General features: G+C 60.3%; 12 protein-coding genes. 1 reads left to right on the top strand and 11 read right to left on the bottom strand.

The window, feature by feature from the left end:
- Positions 1–4 precede the first annotated feature (4 nt).
- From PMI09_RS02275 to PMI09_RS02300, 6 genes are all read right to left on the bottom strand, one after another.
- On the bottom strand, positions 5–784 hold the full coding sequence (locus PMI09_RS02275) for a 3-ketoacyl-ACP reductase (RefSeq protein WP_007788457.1): 780 nt from the start codon (positions 782–784) through the stop codon (positions 5–7).
- Positions 781–2,286: a GMC oxidoreductase gene (locus PMI09_RS02280; RefSeq protein WP_007788459.1), complete on the bottom strand. Its 1,506-nt coding sequence runs from the start codon at positions 2,284–2,286 to the stop codon at positions 781–783. Before PMI09_RS02280 ends, PMI09_RS02275 begins: the two co-directional genes overlap by 4 nt.
- A gap of 19 nt (positions 2,287–2,305) precedes the next feature.
- On the bottom strand, positions 2,306–3,421 hold the full coding sequence (locus PMI09_RS02285) for an ABC transporter ATP-binding protein (RefSeq protein WP_007788461.1): 1,116 nt from the start codon (positions 3,419–3,421) through the stop codon (positions 2,306–2,308).
- A 4-nt stretch (positions 3,422–3,425) separates the two neighbouring features.
- Entirely contained in the window at positions 3,426–4,370 is a 945-nt protein-coding gene (locus PMI09_RS02290; RefSeq protein ID WP_007788463.1) for a carbohydrate ABC transporter permease, read from the bottom strand.
- On the bottom strand, positions 4,367–5,320 hold the full coding sequence (locus PMI09_RS02295; protein ID WP_007788465.1) for a carbohydrate ABC transporter permease: 954 nt from the start codon (positions 5,318–5,320) through the stop codon (positions 4,367–4,369). Before PMI09_RS02295 ends, PMI09_RS02290 begins: the two co-directional genes overlap by 4 nt.
- A gap of 80 nt (positions 5,321–5,400) precedes the next feature.
- Entirely contained in the window at positions 5,401–6,660 is a 1,260-nt protein-coding gene (locus PMI09_RS02300; RefSeq protein ID WP_007788466.1) for an ABC transporter substrate-binding protein, read from the bottom strand.
- 346 nt (positions 6,661–7,006) lie between these two features.
- Here PMI09_RS02300 and PMI09_RS02305 point away from each other — a divergent pair, with 346 nt between their 5' ends.
- Entirely contained in the window at positions 7,007–8,050 is a 1,044-nt protein-coding gene (locus PMI09_RS02305; protein ID WP_037081647.1) for a LacI family transcriptional regulator, read from the top strand.
- A 214-nt stretch (positions 8,051–8,264) separates the two neighbouring features.
- Here PMI09_RS02305 and PMI09_RS02310 read toward each other — a convergent pair whose 3' ends face one another.
- Genes PMI09_RS02310 through PMI09_RS02330 form a run of 5 tightly spaced genes read right to left on the bottom strand, consistent with a single transcriptional unit; the run spans position 8,265 to position 14,212 of the window.
- On the bottom strand, positions 8,265–9,776 hold the full coding sequence (locus tag PMI09_RS02310) for an aldehyde dehydrogenase family protein (protein ID WP_193385376.1): 1,512 nt from the start codon (positions 9,774–9,776) through the stop codon (positions 8,265–8,267).
- Positions 9,770–10,549: an enoyl-CoA hydratase/isomerase family protein gene (locus PMI09_RS02315; protein WP_007788471.1), complete on the bottom strand. Its 780-nt coding sequence runs from the start codon at positions 10,547–10,549 to the stop codon at positions 9,770–9,772. Before PMI09_RS02315 ends, PMI09_RS02310 begins: the two co-directional genes overlap by 7 nt.
- Positions 10,542–12,155 carry an acyl CoA:acetate/3-ketoacid CoA transferase gene (locus PMI09_RS02320; RefSeq protein ID WP_007788473.1) on the bottom strand — a complete coding sequence of 538 codons (1,614 nt, stop codon included), beginning with the start codon at positions 12,153–12,155 and terminating at the stop codon, positions 10,542–10,544. The genes PMI09_RS02315 and PMI09_RS02320 overlap by 8 nt, the downstream gene beginning before the upstream one ends.
- Before the next feature lie 9 nt (positions 12,156–12,164).
- The gene (locus PMI09_RS02325) at positions 12,165–13,169 is read right to left on the bottom strand and encodes a Gfo/Idh/MocA family protein (protein WP_007788476.1); all 1,005 of its coding nucleotides are present in this window, start codon (positions 13,167–13,169) and stop codon (positions 12,165–12,167) included.
- Positions 13,166–14,212 carry a LacI family DNA-binding transcriptional regulator gene (locus PMI09_RS02330; protein ID WP_007788478.1) on the bottom strand — a complete coding sequence of 349 codons (1,047 nt, stop codon included), beginning with the start codon at positions 14,210–14,212 and terminating at the stop codon, positions 13,166–13,168. Before PMI09_RS02330 ends, PMI09_RS02325 begins: the two co-directional genes overlap by 4 nt.
- Positions 14,213–14,336 lie beyond the last annotated feature (124 nt).

Consider the following 14,336-nt stretch of genomic DNA (forward strand, 5'->3'; position numbering starts at 1 on the left):
CCTGTTACAAGCGAGGAATGGACAGGCCGCCATCGGCGTTAATCACCGTGCCGGTGGCAAAGCCGAAGTCGCCGGAAGCAAGCGCTGCGCAGATCTTTCCGAGGTCTTCGGCCTCGCCCCATCGCCTCATCGGCACCAGGCCACTTTCGATGAGGGCGTCATATTTCGATGTCACGCCGGCAGTCATGTCGGTCCGGATGATCCCAGGCCGCACTTCGAACACCGCGATTCCTGAATCCGCCAGCCGCAAAGCAAGCCCCTGCGAAAAGGCGGCAAGGCCGGCCTTGCTGATGCAATAATCCAGTCGTTCCGGCGAGCTTGCCTCGGCGGAGACAGACGTGATGTTGATGATCGATCTCGGACGATGAGCCGCACCTGTCACGAGCATCGCCTTCACGACGGCCTGCGTGAAAAACACCGTGCCCTTGAGGTTCGTCGCCATGATCGTGTCGAAGTTTTCTGGAAGCAAGCCTAGGAAATCGCCGCGAACCACAGCCGCCATTCCGGCATTGTTGACGAGGCAATCGATGCGCCCAAAGCTCGACAGGACCGCACGCATGGTCTCGTCATGCCTGGAGACGTCGGAAACATCCGCTTGCAGATAGACGGCATCCACTCCCAAGCCCCGAAGCTCGTCGACGACGTCCCGGCTCTCCTGCGCCGCCCCGACACCGGTGATCGCTATGTTGTAACCGGCCTTCGCCAGCGCGATCGCGATCCCGAGACCGATGCCGCGGCGTCCGCCGGTGACTATGGCGACTGGCCTTTCAACCTGCTCTGTCATGCGCGTAAATCCTTCGATGCGATGTGGTCGGCGACCCGCAGCGCCTGACTGGCGACCGTCAGAGCGGGATTCACCGCAGCCGAGGTCGGCAGGAAGCTGGCGTCCACTACAAAGAGGTTCTGGTGATCGTAGGAACGGCAATAAGGATCCAGCGGCGCGCTCGCGGGGTCGTTGCCGATCCTGACGGTGCCGCACTGGTGAGACGGCGTGCGCTTGTCGAACGGCTTTGAAAGAACGATCGGGAATCCGATCGACTTGAGGACCGCCTTCAGCTTCCCGACCAGTTCGAGATGCGCATCCCAGTTCGTCCTCTGCCACTGCAGAACGATGCGCTCCCCATCCACCCTCACGCGGCTTTCCGGGTGAGGTATATCCTCGCTCATTGCATAGAAGTCGATCGCATGGCCCGTAATGTTCTGGAGCAGCCATTCCGGTGCCCAGGGCAGCGAGCCCTTAAGTACCTTTGCCGAGATTCTGCCCAGCAGTTGAACGTTCCCGAGCGGCGGGCCGCCGTTTCCATCAGACAAATAGAAATCATTGAAACCGAAGGTTTTCTGATAGATCGACCCATTTCGATAGGTCGGCGAAACAGCGATCACCGCCGACGAATTATGGTTCATGAAATTCCTCCCGACCTGATTGGAGGAATTTGCAAGCCCGTTCGGATGGCGCATATCGGCCGAACGCAACAGTAGCACGGCGGATTGAACGGCGCCGGCCGATAGAATGACCAGCTTCGGAGCGACAGCCAGGTCCTCGCCGTTCTTGCGGTAGCGGACGCGCTCGATCCTGCCGTTTCCATCAGCCTCGAGCTTCATCACCTTCGCGTTCGTCTCGAGGCGGACGTTCGGATATTCCAAGGCCTTGAGGAGAGCAGCGGTCTCCGCATCCATCTTCCCGTCGCGCGAATTCGGATGCGCATCCCAGGGTGTCTTGGCCTTCGACAGCCAAGCGTCGATATTCACCCCCAACGGCAGCGAAAACGGGTGCAGGCCTTTCGCCTTCAGTCGCGCTCTGACATCAGCAATAGGGGGCTCGTCGGGAACAGCCGGATAGTCGTAGTTGCCCGAATGGCCAGGCTCCGTGGGATCATCTCCGAGGTTTCCCCGAACCTCGTACATCCGTTCTGCGCGGCTATACCAGGGCTCCAGAACCTCATAGGGAAACGGCCATGCGGGCGAGACGCCCTCCCTGTGGCGGATCTCCTCGAAATCTTCCCGGCGATAGCGCGATAGCACCGCACCGTAGAACTTCGAATTGCCGCCAACATTGTAGTAATTGCCGGGATTGAAGGCCGTACCGTCCGCCTCGTACCACACCTCCTTCGGACGAAAATGCCCGCGCTGGAAAATGGCCCGTTGGTCGCGGTTCTCCGGGCGATCGGCAATGAAGTCGCCAGCCTCGAGGATCAGGATCTCGGCACCGGTTGCCGCCAGTCCGGCGGCAACGGTGGAACCACCCACGCCCGATCCTATGATGATGATATCAGGTGTGCTGCTCATTTCGAATATCCAGACCAGACTACGCTATACGCGTCTGGCTTTGAGGATCGAAGAACACCGCCTTGTCGAGATTGAACGCCAGGCGGGCGCTCTGCCCCGGCTGAATTCGGGCATCCGCGCGCAGACGGGCCACGACTTCCTTCCCACCGAGCTTCGTCACTGCGAACGTATCCGATCCCGCCGGTTCCACCACCTCGATCAGGCAGTCGCTTTCGGCGAGGGCCTTGGCGTTGCGGTCCGCGCCATCCGGGTCGGTCAGCGCCTCCGGTCGGATGCCGAAGACGATCTCCCGGCCGGCATGCGCCTCAAGCGCGCCGTTGCCTGATGTGACCGGGAGCCGGACCGGTTCTCCGTGCGGACGCGCCAGCGATACTGTCAATCCCGCGGCCCCCTTCTCGATCGTTCCCGCGAGAAGATTCATGGCCGGAGACCCCATGAAATCAGCCACGAACATGTTGGCGGGGTTGTTGTAGATCTCAGCAGGCGTTCCAAATTGCTGCACCTCGCCATCCCGCATGACGGCGATTTTGGTGGCGAGCGTCATTGCCTCGATCTGGTCGTGGGTCACGTAGACGATCGTCGTGCCGGTCGCCTGATGAAGCCGCTTGATTTCGATACGCATGTCGACACGCAGCTTGGCGTCCAAGTTTGAAAGCGGCTCGTCGAACAGGAAGAGCTTGGGATCGCGGACCAGCGCTCGCCCCATGGCAACGCGCTGGCGCTGCCCACCCGACAGCTGGCTCGGCTTGCGATTGAGCAGATGGCCGATCTGAAGCACCTTGGCGACCTTGTCGATCGCCTTGTTGCGCTCCTCGACAGGTACGCCGCGCATTTCCATGCCGAAGGATATATTTCCGGCAACCGTCATGTTGGGATAGAGCGCGTAGCTCTGGAACACCATCGCGATATCGCGCTTCGAGGGATGCAGGTCGGCGATGCTTCGACCCTCGACGCGGATGTCGCCCGCGGTAATCGATTCCAGGCCGGCGATGGTGTTGAGCAATGTCGACTTGCCGCAACCAGAGGGGCCGACCAACACGAGGAAGCCGCCCTTCTCCAGTTCAAGGTCGATACCCTTGAGGATCTCCAACGAGCCGAAACGCTTCTTGAGACCGGATATTTCGAGGAAGGCCATTGGATTATCCTTTGACAGCGCCCGCCATCAGGCCACGCACGAAGTAGCGGCCGGCGAGAATGTAGACGAGGAGTGTGGGCAAGGCTGCGATCATCGCTGCCGCCATGTTGACGTTGTATTCGACGACACCCGTGGAGGTGTTCACGACGTTGTTGAGAGCCACGGTCATCGGCATGGAATCGCCCGTTCCCGCATAGGCCGAGGCAAACAGGAAGTCGTTCCAAATATTCGTGAACTGGTAGATGACCGTGACGACGATGATCGGCAGCGAATTGGGGAGCATGATGCGGCGGAAAATCTGGAAGAAGCTTGCGCCATCGACCTGCGCCGCCTTCACCAATTCGGTCGGAAAGGCCTCGTAATAGTTACGGAAGAAAAGCGTCGTGAAGCCGAGACCATAGATGACGTGAACGGTGACGAGATTGACGGTCGGATTGCCGAAACCCAGCGATACGCCAATTTCGTTGCGCAACGTCGCCCCGAACCGGCCGAGACTGCCAAGGATGGTCGCCATGGGCAGAAGCACCGACTGGAACGGAATGAAGCAGGCAAACAGCATCAGGCCGAATACCAGCGTGTGGCCGGGGAAGCGCCACTTGGTCAGGATGTAGCCGTTGAGCGCCCCCATGATCGTCGAGATCGCCACAGCCGGGACGACCATCTTGATCGAGTTCCAGAAGTAACCCTTGATGCCGGCGCAGGTCAGACCGACGCAGGCCTCGCCCCAGGCCTTGAACCAGGGATCGATCGTCGGCGACTGCGGCAAGGCCAGCATATTGCCACTCTGGATTTCGTCCATCGTCTTGAACGAAGTCACAAGCATGACGAACAACGGCATCAGATAGATGATCGCGAATATGACCAGCAGGCCGTAGATGAAAATCCGACTGAACATTCTGGAGCGCGCAGCATTGGCCGCGTCGGACATGGTCGAGGTGACAGCGCTCATCGCGATTTCTCCCGGAGCTCGGAATAGAGATAGGGAACGATGATCGCCGAGATCGTCATCAGCATGATCACCGCACTGGCCGAACCGACCGCCATCTCGTTCCGCTTGAACGTGTATTCGTACATGAAGTTCGACGGCAGCCAGGCCGAGCCACCCGGTCCGCCCGATGTCAGCGCCACGACAAGGTCGTAGGACTTGATCGCCATGTGGGCCAGCACGATGAAGGCCGACAGGAAGATGGGTCTGAGCAGCGGAATAATGATGCGCCGATAGAGCTGCACCGTGGTTGCGCCGTCGATCTGCGCCGCCTTCATGATCTCGCTGTCGATGCCGCGAAGGCCGGCAAGGAACATCGCCATCACGAAGCCGGAGGCCTGCCAAACGCCGGCGATTACGACCGTGTAGATCACGAAATCCTTGTTCTTGATCCAGTCGAAGTGGAAGCTCGTCCAGCCGAACTGATGCAGTGTCTGCTCAAGGCCAAGGCCCGGATCGAGGAACCATTTCCAGGCAACACCAGTGACGATGAAGGAAAGCGCCATCGGGTACAGGAAGATCGGCCGCAGTATCCCCTCGCCGCGGATCTTCTGATCCAGCAAAATCGCCAGAAACAGTCCGAGCGCCAGGCATATGCCGATATAAAGGACGCCGAAAATGCCCATGTTGGTGATCGAGGTGTACCAACTCGAGGGCGGATCGCTTTCAAACGTCCAGCGCCAGAGCCGTTGATAGGCGCGCGGCCCGGTCAGGGCGTAAGACGGAAAGGTCTTGGAATTGGTAAAGGACAGATAGACCGTCCAGATGATGAAGCCGTAGACGAAAACAAGCGTGATGGCGAAACTCGGCGCGAGCACGATCTTCGGCAGCGCGTCTTGCAGGCGCGCGCGGATTGAAATTGGCGTTCCCCGGTGTGGCGTAAGAACGGTTTTATCTGTAGTGATGGTGCTCATGGGTTCATCTCCTCCGACGATGTCGTCCGTTGCGGAGCCTTCCCCGCCACGAGGGCGGGGAAGACCGCGGGAGGCCTTGATTACTTGGCGTCCTCAATTGCCTTGACGAGTTCTTCGACCGCCTGATCGGAGGTCTTGATCTGGCCATGCACGAATTTGGAGACGACGTCCTTGTAAGCATTGGCGACTGCCGGAGGAGCGCCATAGCCCTGCGCCAGCGAGCCGAACAGCGTGCCGCCTTCGTTCGCCTTCTTCAGGTCGGCGATACCCTTCTTGCCACAAGCATCGAAGTCGGTATCCGGCACGTCGGTACGGGCAGGAACCGAGCCCTTGACGACGTTGAATGCCGACTGGAAGCTCTTGGAAAGAGTTGCCGTTGCAAGCGCGACCTGGGCGGCCTTGCGATCGTCCGGCACATTGAACATCCCAAACATGTCGGAGTTGTAGATCACGCTGCCGTCAGTGCCCGGGAAGCGGTAGCACAGGAAGTCCGTATTCGGCGTCTTCTTGGCCGCTACGAATTCGCCCTTCGCCCAGTCGCCCATGACCTGAACGAGTGCATCGCCCTTGATGACCATGGCCGTTGCGAGGTTCCAGTCACGTCCGGAGAAGTTCGGATCGACGTAGGTGACCATCTTCTGGAGATTGTCGAACGACTTCTTCATCGTGTCCGACTTCAGAGACCCCTCGTCGAGATCGTTCATAGCCTTCTTGTAGAACTCGGGCCCACCTGTCGACAGCACGATGGAGTCGAACATCGTCGCCTCCTGCCAGTTCTGGCCTCCGAGCGCGAGCGGGGTGACACCTGCCGCCTTGGCCTTGTCGAGCAGTGCAATCAGGTCGTCGAAGGTCTTCGGCTCGGTACCGCCGATCTTGTCCATGACGGCCTTGTTGATCCACAGCCAATTGACCGAGTGAACGTTGACCGGAGCGGCAACCCACTTGCCGTCATACATCGAGAACTTCTGCAAAGCAGCCGGGACCGACTTGTCCCAGCCCTCTTTCACCGCCGTCTCGGTAAGGTCGCCCATGACACCGGCCTGTGCGTAGTCGAGAACGGTATAGCCGAGCATCTGAGACGCCGTCGGATAGGTGCCCGCAGCAACCATGGCCTTGAGCGCGGTCATTGCCGCGTCACCACCACCGCCAGCGACCGGCACGTCCTTCCAGGCAAACCCTTCCTTCGCCAGATCCTCCTTCAGGACATTGAGGGCCGCGGCCTCGCCGCCCGACGTCCACCAATGCAGCATCTGCACTTCTTTCACGTCGGCGGCCTTGGCGGCGCCGAGGCCAGCTACCGTCATTGTCACCAAAGCAGTCGTCATCAAAAACTTGCGCATCGTTTTCCTCCCGGTTTGCAAGTTCACAAAAGCGGAGAATCCGCGTTCAAAAGCCCGTGCACACTCCCCGCACAAAGGCCCTGGCTATCACGGCGAAAACGCCGCTTGCGTTAATTTAAAACGTTATAAACTTAACCAAGTCAAGTCACACGCGTCGCCTTTCCACGTTCGAGAAACACAAGTTACCGTATGTTTTTGTTTGTTTTTTAGCATGAACTGCAGCACAAGCGAAACTGAGCCGCAAATTTAAAACGTTTCCAGTCCGGCATTGCGTCGGCTTGGCTGTCGCGTTAGTGTCCGGCCATCCGACCCCTTTGGAGGAAAGCCGAGCGTGTCTCGCATCGCAATGCCGCCCACGACCAGATCGACCCGCAGGACCGGCAAACCAACGCTGCGTACCATCGCGGATATGGCAGGCCTTGCCGTAACCACGGTGTCGAGGGCGCTGTCGGACGACCCGGTGATCAATCACGAAACCCGCAAGCGTGTCCGCGAGATCGCGATTCAGGTCGGCTATTCCCCCGATCGCGCCGCCCAGCGCCTGAAGACCGGCCGCACAAATGTCATCGCCATCCTGCTTGAGCCGCACGAGGAAATCCTCGGCTATGGCACCTCGATCATGTCCGGCATCGCCAAGGCGCTGCAGGGCACCGCCTACCATCTGATCGTCATGCCCAACCTGCCGCACACAACCAACATCGAGGCGGTCAACTACATCATGCGCAACCACATGGCCGACGGCCTGGTCATGTCGCGCACCGAACCTTTCGACCCACGCGTGCGGTTGCTGATGGAGCACGATTTTCCGTTCGTCACCCATGGCCGTACCGAACTTTCGACCCCGCATCCTTATGTCGACTACGACAATTTCACGTTCGCCTACGAGGCAACCAAGCGGCTGATCGTCAAGGGGCGCCGCAAGCCGGCTCTGATCAGCGGCCCGATGCAGTTCAGCTTCGGCAGCCATATCCTGCATGGCTTCATGACCGCCGTTCGCGAAGCCGGCTGCGCCTATGAGGTCATCTCCGGGATCGACCTCGATCATCCGGCAGGCGCCATTCGCGACCGCATCGCCCGACGCCATCGGGAACCCGACCCACCCGATGCCTTCACCTGCGGCGGCGAAGTCTGCGCGCTCGCCACCGTCACCGGCATGAGCGACTGCGGTCTCACACTCGGCGTTGAATACGACATCGTCGCCAAGCAGACGTCCCAGCTCCTCTCCGCCATCCAACCGAAGGTGGAGACCATCTATGAAGACCTGACGGCCACCGGCGAGCAGATCGGCCGCATTCTGAAGAAACGGATCGGCGGCGAGACGGATATGGACCAGTTGCAGGTACTGCTGACGCCGCAGCCACCCCTTTCCGCAGAAGCTGGAAGCAGCTGACAGCTGCGTTCTTGAACTCCGACCAGAAGTGGCGCCGGTCAAACGCCAGCCCGCATCCCCACCCATCCGGCAGAGACCCAATTTGGCCCGGTCCTGGAGCGCGGGAATGAGAAAGCGAAAGGCACGCCAGTTGCCACAAGCGAACGTGCGACTAGCGAACGTCGATCCAGCCATCTGCTCCCTCCCTTCTCCCACTTAAGCTCCCTCGGTAATCTTACCGCGGCATCCACCAGCCAGTGCGGCCGCCGATATGCATGTTGAGCGTCTTGGTTTCGGTGTAATCCTCCACCGCGTGGCGGCCGAGTTCACGACCGAGCCCCGATTGCTTGTATCCTCCAAACGGCAGCTCGGAAGCCCCGTCCATGAAGGTGTTCATCCAGATCGTCCCGGCTCGCACCTTGCGCCCGACAGTCAGGCAGGTATCGAAGTCACGGCTCCAGACCCCTGCCGAAAGACCGTAGTCGATGGCGTTGGCGACCTGGATTGCCTCCGCCGTGGTTTCGAACGCGAGAACGGACAGGACAGGACCGAAGACCTCCTCGCGCGCAACCGCCATACCGGGCGTCACCGCCTCGAGGATGGTCGGCGCCATGTATTGGCCCATACCCAGGTCAAGTTTTTCGCCGCCATGCGCGACTTGCGCGCCGCTGCTGGTTGCGCCGGCCACGTAACCGGCAATCTTGTCCAGATGCTGCGGCGTGATGATAGCACCAACTTGCGTGGTTGGATCGAGCGGATCGCCAACTTTGACGTCCTTCGAGAGGTCAGCAACGCGCCTGACGACATCGGAAGCGATGCTCTTGTGCAGGATGAGACGGGAGCCTGCATTGCAGCACTCACCGGCATTGAAATAAGCACCGAAAACGGCCGCATCGATGAACGCATCGAGATCCGCATCGGGGAACACGATCTGCGGGTTCTTGCCGCCCAGTTCCAGCGAGACCTTTTTGAGTGTCTGCGCGGCATTCGCCATGGTGAGTTTGCCGACACCGGTGGAGCCGGTGAAAGACACCATGTCGACCTCCGGATGGGACGTCAGGACTGCTCCGACCTCTGGCCCCGTACCGGTGACAATGTTGACAACGCCGTCCGAAACGCCCGCTTCCTGGAGGATTTCGCCAAGCACAAGCGTCGACCCCGAGGTCAACTCCGACGGCTTGACGACGGTCGTGCATCCGGCTGCTAGGGCAAAGGGAAGCTTCTGGCCGACGATCAGGAACGGAAAGTTCCAGGGAGTGATAATCGACACCACACCGATCGCTTCGCGCAAGACAACGCCAAGCGTGCCGTCTCCAAGCGTGTTGTAGCTCTCGCCGTGCAAATCGCGCGCAAGGGCCGCCGCGTAGCGCCAAATGTCAACCGAGCCCGCGATCTCGCCGCGCACCTGGGAGATCGGCTTGCCGGCCTCGATCGCGTCCAGGAAGGTGAGCTCTTCTGCACGAGCAGCGATTAAATCAGCCGCCTTGAGCAAAATGGCAGACCGCTCGGAAGCGGTCATTCGCGGCCACGGCCCGTGATCGAAGGCCTTGCGAGCGGCGAGGATCGCGCGCTCGGCATCCGCTTTGCTGCCAGTCGGGAAACGGCTCACAACGACGCCATGGCTCGGCGCAACGCGCTCGATCGGCTGGGCGGACCCCGCTTCCCACTTGCCATCGACCAGCATCTTGAAGTCGCGGATCTTGTGGTCGCTAAGCGCCTTTGGATTGACCAGAACCGTCATTACCATTCTCCCTTGAATTTGGCCGGGCGCTTTTCGCTGAAAGACGCGACGCCCTCCTTGAGATCGGCGGTCTTCGCGACCAGGATCGAACCCAGCGCTTCGACGGCAGTGCCGTTGTCCTCGCCATTTGCCGAAGCGATCATCAGCTTCACGATCTCCAGCGCGGCAGGCCCTCTCGACGCAACCCGTTGCGCATATTCCTTCGCGGCATTGACTGCGTTGCCGCTCGATGTGACCGCATCCACAACCCCGAGCACACGGGCTTCCTCGGCGGTGAATATCTCACCACCCAGCGCCATGCGGCGAACCACCTGCGCGCCGAAGCGCTTCACAAGGCGTTGCGTGCCGGACCAGCCGGGGACCATGCCGAGGCCCGTTTCGGGCAGCCCGATCTTGATGTGCTCTTCGGCAATACGAATGTCGGCGACACCGGCAAGCTCCAGCCCGCCACCGAGAGCGTGGCCATTCAGGGCCGCGATCAGCGGCACCCTGAGGGTCGCAAGTCTCTCGAACACTCGATGGCCGTGACGCACCCAGGCATGGCCGAACTCCTGCGGCTGCATACCGCCCCACGCCTTGATATCGCCACCAGCCGAGAAGCCCTTGCCCTCACCTGTCAGGATTGCCACTCGCACGTCGGCGTTAGCCTCGACATCGTCGGCGGCATCCGCGAGCGCCTTTAGCATGTCCAGATCGAGCGCGTTCAGCTTCTCCGGCCGCGATACCGTCATGATCGCGACGTGATCCTCGACCTGGATCCTGACCGTGCCGCTAGCCATTAAAGACACCCTCCAGAACGCCGGTGCTCTTCTTCGGCAGAGACAGGCCTATGTTTGCTTCGCCAAAGAGCTTCGCATCCATAACCTTGAGGTCCTTCGCTACGATCAGCGGGAATTCGGATTGATCGAGGATGTGGCTCTGCAGGTCGATGCCCGGTGCGATCTCCGTCAGAACGACGCCTTCTGGCATTAACTTCATCACGCACCGCTCGGTGACATAAGTGATGTCTTGGCCTTGCTCGATCGCCCGCTTACCAGAGAAGGTGACATGCTCGACCTCGTTGACGAGCTTCTTCAGCTTGCCTTCCTTCTCGATCACCAACTTGCCGTCGATGATGGCAAGCTTCGCCCCAGCGTTGAACATGCCGGAGAATACGATCTTCTTCGCCCGCGCTGTGATATCGACGAAGCCGCCGGCCCCCGCTGTCACGTGGGGACGGAACGAGAGCTTAGAGACGTTCACGGAACCATTCTTGTCGATCTCAAGGAAAGACAGCAGCGACGCATCGAAACCAGCGCCCTGAAAGTAGGTGAACTGATATGGCGACGGCATATAGGCATCGGCGTTCGATGCGCAGCCAAACGCGAAGTCCAGCAAAGGGACGCCGCCGACGGCTCCCTGCTCGATGACCCAGGTGACTGCGCCGTGCAGCCCCTCCTCAAGCAGGATGCGCGGCACGTTGGCAGAAATGCCGAATCCCAGATTGACGCAGCTGCCCGCCTGCAGCTCCTGCGCAACGCGGCGCGCGATGACCTTCTGGATATTGAATTCCGGAACGCGAAAACTGTCCAGCGGCCGAAAGATTTCGCCTGAGATGGCCGGATCGTAGAGCGTCTGTGTGGTTTGCTTCTGGTCCGGATCGACGATGACATAGTCGACCAACATGCCAGGTACACGCACGTCATGCGGCTTCAGCGAACCTTCCTTGGTAATCCGCTTGACCTGGGCGATGACGATGCCGCCATTGTTGCGGGCAGCAAGCGCCTGATCTAAGCCGCCGAGATAGGCGCCTTCGTGCTCATACGTAAGGTTGCCGCGCTCGTCCGCGGTTGTCGCACGGATGATGGCGACCTGCGGCACGATCGACGGGAAGAACAGCCAGTCCTCTCCTTCGAACAAGACACGCTTGACTACGGGCTCCTCTGCCCCAAGGTCGTTCATCGCGCAGCCCTGCCTCTTCGGGTCGACGAACGTGTCGATACCAACCTTTGTCAGAACGCCGGGGCGTTTGGCAGCAGCCTCCCGATGAATATCGAACATGATGCCCGAAGGAATATTGTAGGCCGGAATCTCATTGTTCGTGATCATCTGCCAGATCAGCGGTGGCTCCGCGCTGGATGGACCCGATGGATAGGAACCGCCGACGATCTTCTTCAACAGCCCCTTCTTGGCGATGTGGTCGACGCCCTTGATGCCGCTCATGTCACCTGCCGCGATCGGATGCAGCGTTGTGATATCCCGCGGATGACCGGTGGTGTCGAAGCGCTCGCCAATCGCCTTCAACATCAGGTCGGGGCAGCCAAGGCCGCTCGATGACGACACAGATACGACGGCTCCGTCGGGGATCAGTGCGGCAGCTTCGGCCGGGGTGATGTGCTTGCTCATTGGGATGACTCAAAGTCCTGTTTCGATTTTCACGGCAGACCCGCTTTTGGTCGCCTCGACAACGGCAAGACCTGTCGCGACCGACCAGATGCCATCCTCCGCCGTCGCCGAAGGACGGCCCTTGCCGGCCACCGCAGCGTGGAAGGCTTTCAGTGCGGTTTCGTAGAGATTGCTCGCGTTGGTCGGCAGTTGCTGCTCGCCATCCGCATTCCTCAGCGTCACCGTCCCATCCGGACGCTGCGTCATAACGTTGCGGCCGACGAGCGAACCTTCGGTGCCGTGCACCTCAAACCCGGTCTCTGCGTATTTGGTGGTGAAGGCATCGTGAAACTGCGCGAGGATACCGTCCTCGAAACGCATCACGCCCATGACGCCATCTTCGACGCCGGGCTTTCCCATGCCCGCCGCCTGCGAAAACGCGACCACCTCCACCGGATCACGCCCGAGAACAAACCGCAGCGTGTCGGTGTCATGGACCGTGATATCCAAAATGACGCCGGCACCGGCTTCGGGCTTATCGAGCCGCCAGCCCTGCAGGTGGACCGGCAGGTAGACGGCATGAAAGACGCGGGCGGCCAGTGGCTTGCCGATTTTTCCGGCGGCAATCGCGTCTCGCATGGCAATGTGAGTGGAGGCATTGCGAAGATGGTGGTTGGTGGCGAGCACGACGCCGGCCTCCTTCGCCGCCTTCGCCATGGCGTGCGCATCTTGCAAGGACATCGCCAATGGCTTCTCGCAAAGAATATGCTTGCCGGCGCGGGCCGCAGCGATCGCCTGGTCACGATGAAGCTCGTTGGTCGTCGAAATGTAGACCGCATGGACATCCGGATCGTTCACAAGGGCATCGACATCTGCGACATGCCTCGGGATCCCGTTTTCCGTCGCATAGGACCGGCCGCGCTCCGCGCTCGAACTCATGACGGAGACGATATCGCCGCCGGTCTCACGGATAGCACTAATCACCCATTCGCGCGCGATGGTGCTCGCGCCAATCAGCCCCCAACGAACTGTCATGCCATCTTTCTCCCTGCCTTCTTCTGCGCGGCACCACAGCTCTCGCGAACAACAAGCCGGACAGCGGTCGTGATGCTTTCGGGCTCCGCTTTGCCGGCATTGATCTGCTTGAGGAGAAGCTGCGCTGCGCGTCTACCCATACTCTGAGGATCAACGGAAATGGTCGTGAGAGCCGGGACTGCCGTTTGCGCCTCGATCACGTCGTCGAAGCCGACGACAGCGAAGTCCCGACCGGGCTCCATGTGACGCGCGCGCAAGCCATCGCACACACCGAAGGCGACGGCATCATTGAAGCAAACCGCCGCCGTTGGCCGATCGGCCATCGCCATCGCCCGTCCGATCGCGTCGACACCGCCCGCCCTTGAGGGCGCTGACGAGACTACCAGCTCTTCATGAAAGCCGAGGCCCGCCGCCTTCATGCCGCCCGCATAGCCCGCCAGACGCTCTTCGAAGACCGCCGTATCGGGAAATCCGCCGAGAAACGCAATTCGCGTGTGCCCTAGGGATGCCAGGTGCTCGACCGCCGCTGAAGTCCCGCCCTGATTATCGGAAACAATTGACGAGACCTTCGCACCAGGCAGGCTGCGAACAACGACAACGACCGGAATATCGGCAGCAACGAGCGGCTTGAGATCGGCCGCTTCGGTAGCGCGCGCCGGAGAGACGATAAGGCCCGAGATTCCATGTTCTCTCATCGAGGCAACGACTTCCCGCTGCCGGTCGATGCTCTCGCTGGTATTGGAGAGGAACTGTACGAAGCCGGCGGACTGCACGACCATATCGACGCCAACCGCAAGTTCGGCAAAGAAGCTGTTGGTGAGGTCGTTCACGACAACACCGATGATCTTCGATTTCGCACTTGCTTGGCGCAGATTCGCTGCCCCACGGTTATAGACGTAGCCAAGCTCACGCATCGCCGCATTGACCTTGGATCGCGTCCCCTCATTCACGAGCGGCGACCCTTGCAGCACCAGAGACACCGTCGACTTGGAGACGCCGGCGGCCTTGGCGATGTCAATGACGGTCACCCGCCCCTTGGTCATGAAATTCCTCCCAGCGCTCTCGCCAACTTGGACGCTACATAATTGGAACGTTCCAAATATGTCAAGCGCAATCTTCATCTGGCCACGACGGCGAAAATCAAATCGAAAAGGCAATTATCATTTT

The organism is Rhizobium sp. CF122 (assembly GCF_000282035.1).
Taxonomy (GTDB): Bacteria; Pseudomonadota; Alphaproteobacteria; order Rhizobiales; family Rhizobiaceae; genus Rhizobium.

What these genes read in the sequence shown, in the direction of transcription:
- PMI09_RS02285 (WP_007788461.1), bottom strand. Translation starts at nt 3,421, where the DNA reads ATGGCCTTCCTCGAAATATCCGGTCTCAAGAAGCGTTTCGGCTCGTTG.
- PMI09_RS02300 (WP_007788466.1), bottom strand. Translation starts at nt 6,660, where the DNA reads ATGCGCAAGTTTTTGATGACGACTGCTTTGGTGACAATGACGGTAGCT.
- PMI09_RS02290 (WP_007788463.1), bottom strand. Translation starts at nt 4,370, where the DNA reads ATGAGCGCTGTCACCTCGACCATGTCCGACGCGGCCAATGCTGCGCGC.
- PMI09_RS02275 (WP_007788457.1), bottom strand. Translation starts at nt 784, where the DNA reads ATGACAGAGCAGGTTGAAAGGCCAGTCGCCATAGTCACCGGCGGACGC.
- PMI09_RS02320 (WP_007788473.1), bottom strand. Translation starts at nt 12,155, where the DNA reads ATGAGCAAGCACATCACCCCGGCCGAAGCTGCCGCACTGATCCCCGAC.
- PMI09_RS02315 (WP_007788471.1), bottom strand. Translation starts at nt 10,549, where the DNA reads ATGGCTAGCGGCACGGTCAGGATCCAGGTCGAGGATCACGTCGCGATC.
- PMI09_RS02330 (WP_007788478.1), bottom strand. Translation starts at nt 14,212, where the DNA reads ATGACCAAGGGGCGGGTGACCGTCATTGACATCGCCAAGGCCGCCGGC.
- PMI09_RS02305 (WP_037081647.1), top strand. Translation starts at nt 7,007, where the DNA reads ATGCCGCCCACGACCAGATCGACCCGCAGGACCGGCAAACCAACGCTG.
- PMI09_RS02310 (WP_193385376.1), bottom strand. Translation starts at nt 9,776, where the DNA reads ATGGTAATGACGGTTCTGGTCAATCCAAAGGCGCTTAGCGACCACAAG.
- PMI09_RS02280 (WP_007788459.1), bottom strand. Translation starts at nt 2,286, where the DNA reads ATGAGCAGCACACCTGATATCATCATCATAGGATCGGGCGTGGGTGGT.
- PMI09_RS02295 (WP_007788465.1), bottom strand. Translation starts at nt 5,320, where the DNA reads ATGAGCACCATCACTACAGATAAAACCGTTCTTACGCCACACCGGGGA.
- PMI09_RS02325 (WP_007788476.1), bottom strand. Translation starts at nt 13,169, where the DNA reads ATGACAGTTCGTTGGGGGCTGATTGGCGCGAGCACCATCGCGCGCGAA.